The sequence below is a fragment of the Streptococcus sp. 3613 genome, assembly GCF_013277375.1.
Classification (GTDB): Bacteria; Bacillota; Bacilli; order Lactobacillales; family Streptococcaceae; genus Streptococcus; species Streptococcus pseudopneumoniae.
The window spans coordinates 1131-8369 of the sequence record NZ_VMMV01000107.1 but is presented as its reverse complement, the minus strand read 5'-3'; the positions used below and the strand labels follow the sequence as shown (position 1 = coordinate 8369).

Annotated in this window: 6 protein-coding genes and 1 pseudogene; 6 read left to right on the top strand and 1 reads right to left on the bottom strand. The window is 39.1% G+C overall.

The annotated features are described in order from the left end of the window. Positions 1-186: 186 nt before the first annotated feature. The 4 genes and pseudogenes from HT708_RS10855 to HT708_RS10840 form a co-directional block, all read left to right on the top strand. Positions 187-665, top strand: a pseudogene (locus HT708_RS10855) (DUF1919 domain-containing protein); the annotation flags it as partial. A gap of 101 nt (positions 666-766) precedes the next feature. Beyond that, positions 767-2896 carry a Tex family protein gene (locus HT708_RS10850; protein WP_172926385.1) on the top strand — a complete coding sequence of 710 codons (2130 nt, stop codon included), beginning with the start codon at positions 767-769 and terminating at the stop codon, positions 2894-2896. Then, complete coding sequence (locus HT708_RS10845) at positions 2883-3332, top strand: SprT family protein (protein ID WP_101514688.1); 450 nt, start codon at positions 2883-2885, stop codon at positions 3330-3332. The genes HT708_RS10850 and HT708_RS10845 overlap by 14 nt, the downstream gene beginning before the upstream one ends. 58 nt (positions 3333-3390) lie before the next feature. Beyond that, positions 3391-3663, top strand: coding sequence for a PspC domain-containing protein (locus HT708_RS10840; protein ID WP_001085044.1), 273 nt, complete (start codon positions 3391-3393; stop codon positions 3661-3663). 137 nt (positions 3664-3800) lie between these two features. Here the strand turns inward: HT708_RS10840 and HT708_RS10835 are convergent, their stop codons facing one another. Then, positions 3801-3998: a hypothetical protein gene (locus tag HT708_RS10835; protein WP_050223462.1), complete on the bottom strand. Its 198-nt coding sequence runs from the start codon at positions 3996-3998 to the stop codon at positions 3801-3803. Between the two features lie 427 nt (positions 3999-4425). Here HT708_RS10835 and HT708_RS10830 point away from each other — a divergent pair, with 427 nt between their 5' ends. Continuing rightward, a complete protein-coding gene (locus tag HT708_RS10830) occupies positions 4426-5184 on the top strand; it encodes an ABC transporter ATP-binding protein (RefSeq protein WP_000173358.1) in 759 nt (252 codons plus the stop codon). Position 5185: 1 nt separating this feature from the next. Then, positions 5186-7177 carry an ABC transporter permease gene (locus tag HT708_RS10825; protein WP_172926384.1) on the top strand — a complete coding sequence of 664 codons (1992 nt, stop codon included), beginning with the start codon at positions 5186-5188 and terminating at the stop codon, positions 7175-7177. Positions 7178-7239 lie beyond the last annotated feature (62 nt).

Genomic DNA, 7239 nt, shown 5'->3' with positions numbered 1-7239 from the left:
AAACTAAATGATTATATAATTGAAATAAGAAGAAAATCATTATCAGAAAATTATAGGAGGTAGTAAAATTGACTTGCTTAATCAGTGTTATTTTATTACATCAAGGAGATAAAAATAGTTTATTAGAGTCTTTATTAATAGTTGATAGACAAACATTTAAAGATATAGAAGTTATTATTGTAAAGCCAATATAGAACACCTTTTGTTGGTTTATTTATTCTTCCTGATGATTATTATAAACTTACAAAGGATTTTCGGTACTATATGGAACAAGAACTTGTTTTCGAAGAGGAACTTGTTTCACCGAGCTGGACCCATGAAGTTTATCCTTTGGGGCACTTAGGGGATATAGATATTCATTTTCTACATTATTCTAGTATTGAAGAAGCACGGACTAAGTGGGAAAAAAGAAAAAACGCATAAATTGGGATAATCTATATTTTAAATTTGATAATAAAGATTCAGCTAGTGAAGAAATTTTAAATAAGATGGATAATCTTCCTTATTCTAATAAATTAATTTTAGTCAATCGTCCATATAAAAATTTGAAAAGTCAATGTGTTATTCCAGATCAGGAACATCTTCCAGAACTGGCTATTATGTCTGATCCATTAAATACTTTTGATATCATGGCTTGGTTAAAAAAAGGTGGCAATGCTCTTTAAGTGCAAGTTATTGCGCTGTAGCATATAAATCTATTTCCTACATATTTTTTAAATGTTCTACGAGTTAATTTGAAACGTTTAGCTTGTGGTATAATAGATTTATGGATAAAAAATATGAAAAAATCTCTCAGGATTTGGGAGTGACGTTAAAGCAAATTGATACCGTTCTAAGTTTGACAGCTGAAGGGGCGACTATTCCCTTTATCGCGCGTTATCGCAAGGACATGACTGGTAGTCTGGATGAGGTGGCGATTAAGGCTATTATTGATTTGGATAAAAGTCTGACAAATCTCAATGACCGTAAGGAAGCTGTCTTAGCTAAGATTCAAGAACAAGGTAAGTTGACCAAGGAATTGGAAGAAGCTATCTTAGTTGCCGAAAAATTAGCAGACGTTGAAGAACTCTATCTTCCTTATAAGGAAAAGCGTCGTACCAAGGCAACCATTGCCCGTGAAGCTGGACTCTTTCCTCTTGCTCGCTTGATTTTGCAGAATATAGTTGACTTAGAGAAAGAAGCTGAAAAGTTCGTCTGTGAAGGATTTGCGACTGGCAAGGAAGCCTTGACCGGTGCAGTTGATATTTTGGTCGAAGCCTTATCGGAAGATGTGACCTTGCGTTCTATGACTTATCAGGAAGTGCTGAGACACTCTAAACTTACTTCTCAAGCCAAGGATGAAAGTCTTGATGAAAAGCAGGTTTTTCAGATTTATTATGATTTTTCAGAGACAGTTGGAACTATGCAAGGCTATCGTACCTTGGCTCTCAATCGTGGGGAGAAACTTGGTGTCTTGAAGATCGGTTTTGAACATGCGACGGACCGTATTCTTGCCTTCTTTGCTGCTCGTTTCAAGGTGAAAAATGCCTATATAGATGAAGTTGTTCAGCAATCGGTTAAGAAAAAAGTCTTACCTGCTATCGAGCGCCGTATTCGGACAGAATTGACTGAAAAAGCGGAAGAAGGGGCTATCCAACTCTTTTCGGACAACCTACGCAATCTCCTCTTGGTTGCTCCACTGAAAGAGCGCGTGGTTCTTGGATTTGACCCTGCCTTTCGTACAGGTGCCAAGCTAGCTGTCGTGGATGCAACAGGAAAAATGCTGACAACACAGGTCATTTATCCTGTTAAACCAGCATCAGCTCGTCAAATCGAAGAAGCCAAGAAAGATCTGGCAGATTTGATTGGTCAATATGGCGTGGAAATTATTGCCATCGGAAATGGTACTGCTAGTCGTGAAAGTGAAGCCTTTGTGGCGGAAGTTCTGAAAGATTTTCCTGAGGTTAGTTATGTCATCGTAAATGAAAGTGGTGCTTCTGTCTATTCTGCCAGTGAACTTGCTCGTCAGGAGTTTCCAGATTTGACCGTTGAAAAACGCTCTGCCATTTCTATCGCCCGTCGTTTGCAGGACCCCCTTGCTGAATTGGTTAAAATCGATCCTAAGTCAATTGGTGTCGGTCAATACCAACACGATGTCAGTCAGAAGAAACTATCTGAGAGTCTGGACTTTGTTGTCGATACAGTGGTTAACCAAGTTGGTGTCAATGTCAATACAGCTAGCCCAGCTCTTCTTTCACACGTAGCTGGACTCAACAAAACTATCTCTGAAAATATTGTCAAATACCGCGAGGAAGAAGGAAAAATCACTTCACGCGCCCAAATCAAGAAAGTTCCTCGTCTGGGAGCCAAGGCCTTTGAGCAGGCTGCTGGTTTCCTTCGTATCCCTGAAAGTAGCAATATCCTTGATAATACAGGAGTTCACCCAGAGAATTACACTGCAGTTAAGGAACTCTTCAAACGTTTAGATATTAAAGACCTAAACGAAGAAGCCCAAAGCAAACTCAAGTCCCTTTCAGTCAAGGAAATGGCTCAAGAGCTAGACCTCGGTCCAGAAACCCTTAAAGATATCATTGCAGATCTTCTCAAACCAGGTCGAGATTTCCGTGATTCCTTTGACGCACCTGTGCTTCGCCAAGATGTCCTAGATATCAAAGACCTAGTGGTAGGTCAGAAGCTAGAAGGTGTTGTGCGTAACGTTGTTGACTTCGGTGCCTTCGTTGATATCGGGATTCACGAGGACGGCTTGATTCATATTTCTCATATGAGTCGCAAGTTTATCAAACACCCTAGTCAAGTGGTGTCAGTTGGAGATTTGGTGACCGTTTGGGTCAAGAAAATTGATACTGAACGTGAAAAAGTTAATCTGTCGCTCCTCGCTCCAAATGAAACTGACTGATTATGTCAAGCAGGTTTCACTAGAAGACTTCGGGAGAGCTTTTATCCATCATGTCCAGTGGAATAGGCGTCTACGTTCGACAGGTGGGCGATTTTTCCCCAAAGATGGGCATCTGGATTTTAATCCCAAGGTTTATCAGAAACTGGGTATGGAGGTTTTTAGGAAAATTGTCCGACATGAACTCTGTCATTATCACCTCTATTTTCAAGGGAAGGGATATCAACACAAGGATCGAGATTTTAAGGAACTTTTGAAAGCGGTGGATGGATTACGCTTTGTGCCCTCCTTGACAAATAGCCACTCTAAACCACTCAAACTTTATCGTTGTCAATCCTGCCAGCAAAGTTATCATCGCAAGCGAAGGATTGATACCAAATGCTATCGCTGTGGACTTTGTCGAGGTAAATTGCTTCTGATAAATCAGCCTGAGGACTGATGAAAGCCGAGCCTACCCGTGATATACTATGTCTAACCTAACAGAAAGAGGAAATATCATGAACAGTAAATTTTATAAAATGAGACGAAATCGCATGATTTCAGGAGTTCTGGCGGGTCTGTCAGACAAGTGGAACTTTGATGTTACCCTGGTTCGTTTTCTATTTGCTATTTTTACAGTCGCAAACTTTGGACTTGGCGTGATTATCTATATCATCCTAGCTTCTATCATGCCAACCAAGGAAGAAATCGAAGCAGAAATGTACGGAACAGGCCCACGCAAACGCAAAGAAGCCCAAGCTATTGACGACAATGAAGGCTGGTTTTGGTGAGGTTTAACAAAAGATTTGGAATAAGCAAAAAGCTTTAAATCAATAGTCTAAACTGCTTGATTTAAAGCTTTTTTACTTTTAATAAGATTTTCTCAGCCTCATATACAAATTAAAAATATTATTTTAAACTCAGTTTTTTAATCTGTTTTTTCTTGCTGAGACAATACATTTTTTGAAAAATGGTGGATGCTGATAACAACTGATAGCCAGCAAATAGCATAAGCAGTAGCTGTAAATTCTGTACCGATAAAGTATGTTTTTTCAACTAAGAGCTGACCGATGAATGGAGAGAGGAGATAGAGAAGTCCGATGAGTATATGTTCTTTGTGTTTCATTAAAGCGCACCTTCTTTCCTTATAGGTTGATCGACTTGCAAGTGTTAAATTTAATGGTATGTTATCTAGGTAAGCTTACTCAAATGTTAGTTTCCGCTTCCTCCTTTCCAAAGTAAGCCTTTTCACACTTATATTTTACAATTTTAAAAATAGGAAATCAAATCATTTTCTAAGTAATTTTGCTTACATTTCCCCCAATCTTACAAAAATGTAAGATTAAAGTCTCTTTTGTAAGGTTAGGTTATGGCAAGCGGTCTTTTTTTGATGTAAACTAGACTCATAAAGAACAAAGGAGTAACATCATGAAACAAATCTTACATAAGAAAACAAGAAAACCAAACCATAAAGATATCGAGCGTGTTCAACTGGGATGCGCTATGATGCAAGCAACATTTCATTTGATGGGATATTAAGAAAGGAGATTCTCATGACACTTTTAGATGTAAAACACGTTCAAAAAATTTATAAAACTCGTTTTCAGGGCAACCAAGTAGAGGCCCTCAAGGATATTCACTTTACCGTCGAAAAGGGCGACTACGTTGCCATCATGGGTGAGTCTGGTTCTGGTAAATCAACTCTTCTCAATATCCTAGCTATGCTGGATAAACCAAGTCGTGGACAAGTTTACCTGAACGGAACAGATACAGCAACCATTAAAAATTCACAGGCTTCTAGCTTCCGTCGTGAAAAGCTAGGATTTGTCTTCCAAGACTTTAACTTGCTAGATACTCTGTCTGTTAAAGACAATATCCTGCTTCCGCTTGTCTTGTCAAGAAGACCTATTACAGAGATGATGAAGAAATTGGTGGTGACAGCTGAGAATCTAGGCATCAACCAATTGCAAGAGAAGTATCCTTACGAGATTTCTGGTGGTCAGAAACAGCGTGTAGCAGTAGCACGTGCCATCATCACAGAGCCAGAAATTCTCCTTGCGGACGAGCCAACAGGAGCGCTTGACTCCAAGTCATCTGCAGCTCTTCTTGATGTTTTTGATGAAATCAATGAGCGTGGCCAAACCATTCTCATGGTAACCCACTCAACAGCAGCAGCTAGCAGGGCTAAGCGTGTGCTCTTTATCAAGGATGGCATTCTTTACAATCAAATCTACCGTGGAGAGAAGACAGAGCGTCAGATGTTCCAAGAAATTTCTGATACCTTGACTGTCATGGCAAGCGAGGTGAATTAGTATGTTTCGATTAACCAATAAGTTAGCGGTATCGAACTTGATTAAAAACCGCAAACTCTACTATCCTTTTGCGCTGGCTGTTCTCTTGGCAGTCACCGTCACCTATCTCTTTTACTCTCTAACCTTCAATCCCAAGATTGCTGAAATCCGTGGAGGATCAACCATTCAAGCTACACTTGGATTTGGTATGTTTGTCGTCACCCTTGCGTCAGCCATTATCGTCCTCTATGCCAATAGTTTTGTCATGAAAAACCGTTCCAAGGAACTAGGGATTTATGGAATGTTGGGCTTGGAGAAACGTCACCTGATCAGTATGACCTTTAAGGAGTTAGTGGTATTTGGGATTCTAACTGTTGGAGCAGGTATCGGTATTGGAGCCTTGTTTGACAAGTTAATTTTCGCTTTCTTGCTCAAACTGATGAAATTGAAGGTGGAACTGGTCGCTACCTTCCAGATGAAAGTTGTCATTACAGTACTTGTTGTCTTCGGTTTGATTTTCCTAGGCCTCATGTTCCTGAATGCCCTTCGAATCGCCCGTATGAATGCCCTCCAGCTCTCGCGTGAGAAAGCTAGCGGTGAGAAAAAAGGTCGCTTCCTTCCTCTCCAAACGATTCTTGGTTCCATTAGTTTAGGGATTGGCTACTATCTTGCCCTTACGGTAAAAGATCCTCTTACAGCCTTAACAACCTTCTTCATAGCTGTTTTACTGGTTATCTTTGGTACTTATCTATTGTTTAATGCAGGAATTACCGTTTTCCTTCAAATCTTAAAGAAAAACAAGAAATACTATTACCAACCTAATAACCTCATCTCTGTTTCCAACTTGATTTTCCGTATGAAGAAAAATGCGGTTGGACTAGCAACTATCGCTATTTTGTCAACAATGGTTTTGGTAACCATGTCAGCAGCGACAAGCATTTTCAATTCCGCAGAAAGCTTTAAAAAAGTTCTAAATCCTCATGATTTTGGGGTTTCAGGGCAAAATGTTGAAAAAGAAGACTTGGACAAACTCTTGAGCCAGTTTGCAAGTGACAAAGGTTATCAGATTAAAGAAAAAGAAGTGTTTCGTTACACTTACTTTGGTGTTGCGAACCAAGAAGGAAATAAGTTAACCCTTTTTGAAAAAGGACAAAACCGTGTCCAACCCAAAACAGTTTTCATGGTATTTGACCAAAAAGATTATGAAAATATGACTGGTCAAAAACTGTCTCTATCAGGAAATGAGGTCGGACTCTTTGCAAAGAATGAGGGAGTTAAAGAACAGAAAACTCTAACTCTGAATGATCATCAATTTTCTGTAAAAGAAGAATTTAATAAAGATTTCATTGTGAACCATGTCCCAAATCAGTTTAATATTTTGACTGCTGATTACAATTACCTTGTTGTTCCAGATTTACAAGCCTTTTTGGATCAATTCCCAGATTCGGCTATCTATAATCAGTTTTACGGTGGTATGAATGTAATAAATGTCAGTGAAGAAGAACAACTCAAGGTCGCTGAGGAGTATGAAAAATACCTCAATCAATTTAATGCTCAATTAGACACAGAAGGTAGCTATGTTTATGGTAGCAATCTAGCAGATGCTAGTTCTCAGATGAGTGCCCTCTTTGGTGGTGTCTTCTTTATCGGTATTTTCCTATCCATTATCTTTATGGTCGGAACCGTTCTGGTCATCTATTACAAACAAATTTCTGAAGGCTATGAAGACCGTGAACGCTTTATTATCTTGCAGAAAGTCGGTTTAGATCAAAAGCAAATCAAGCAAACCATCAACAAGCAGGTTTTAACTGTTTTCTTCCTTCCTTTGCTCTTTGCCTTCATACATCTCGCCTTTGCCTACCATATGCTTAGTCTGATTCTAAAAGTGATTGGTGTAATAGATACGAATATGATGTTGATTGTGACCTTGTCTATCTGCGCTATCTTCCTCATCGCCTATGTGCTGATTTTCATGATTACTTCAAGAAGTTATCGCAAGATTGTCCAAATGTAAAAAAGATACCTCGACTTCAAAATCGAGGTATTTCTTGTATTTTATACTCAATGAAAATCAAA